This window comes from Vibrio sp. Vb0349 (assembly GCF_033338975.1).
On sequence record NZ_JAWOTS010000266.1, the window covers coordinates 1 to 1,276 of the forward strand.

Consider the following 1,276-nt stretch of genomic DNA (forward strand, 5'->3'; position numbering starts at 1 on the left):
TCTTCTGGACAGTCGTCTAGCTCTACCAGTTTCTCTTCGATACCCGACAGGTCAGAAACCACAATCGCGTGACGTGCCGGACCATACATCGCGCTGAAGTACGGTGCATCGTCGATTGTAATGTCGTCGTAAATCTCGGATAGAAGCACACCGCCTAGTGTATCTGCCAAGCCTTTCAGACGAGGATCGTTTGAACCACCAGGTGATGCCAACCGTTCAATTTCGCTTTCTAGTTGCGAGCGACGCTCTGCCAGTTTGTCTTTCGCAAGAGACAGTTCTTTCTCTTGTTCCAGAACAACCTGCATGTGGCTCATCACAGCATGGCGATCTTCTAACTCTACACCGCTTTGCTCACGCAATTTTTCCAACGCATCGTTAGCGGCAATCCAAGTTGGTGCAATGGCTTCTAGCTTGTTGATTTCTGCCGCAGCATCTTGTTCTAGACGACGCTGTTCACTGCGTTGTTCACGCAGCTCTTCTTGCGTCATTTCTAGCGTTTCGATTTGCATCGCGTGACGTTCACGTTCTTGTTCAAACGTGATTTCGTCCGTCAGTTCAGCATGGAACTGTTTTTGATATTCCGTGACCAATTCACGAGCTTGACGCTGTTGGTTTAAGCTACGTTCGAGGTCGCGATGTTGAGCACGCCATTGTTGTTCGTTTTGTGCGATTTGCTGAGATTCACGCGCTTTCGTAATGACGATTTTCGCTTGTTCAGCCGCATCTTTACGTTCGACTTGCCCAACGATACTTTGTACGAGCTTCAGCGCAGTTTCAAATTGCTCTGCTGCTGCAGAAGACATATCCAACTTGTGCTTAACCGATAGCAGCGCGTTAGTGCTTTCTGATTCTTTGTTCTTAAGCTCAGAAACAAGTGCTTGCGCGGATTCTGCCGTCAGGCAGTCATCACCAAGTAGTTGTTTCGCTTTCTCAAGTGCCTGAACCGCTTGTTGGTATTGAAGAGCACGAGTTTGCTGAACGTCTAGTGCTTGTTGGTAGTCTGCCAGTTGCGTCTTGAGGCTGTCCACCTCTTCTTCTGCAACGGTTGCTTGCTCTTCCACCATCATCACGCGTTCTTGCGCTTCTTCAACGACCATCATCTGCTCTTCAAGACGCTCGCTAAGCTCTTCAAGATCTTCTTGGTAACGTTCGATTTTCTCTTGCTGGCGCAGTGCGTTTTGCACCAATTGCAAGTGGTCAGAAGCCGCTTGATAGTCTTGCTCTAGTGCCGATTCCGATTCGATTAAAAGCTCAAGTTCTTCTTGAACGCGATTAA

General features: G+C 48.4%; 1 pseudogene. It reads right to left on the minus strand.

Going from position 1 to position 1,276, the window contains the following annotated elements:
• Window positions 1-1,276: pseudogene (gene mukB / locus R7Q47_RS25085) on the minus strand (chromosome partition protein MukB); the annotation flags it as partial.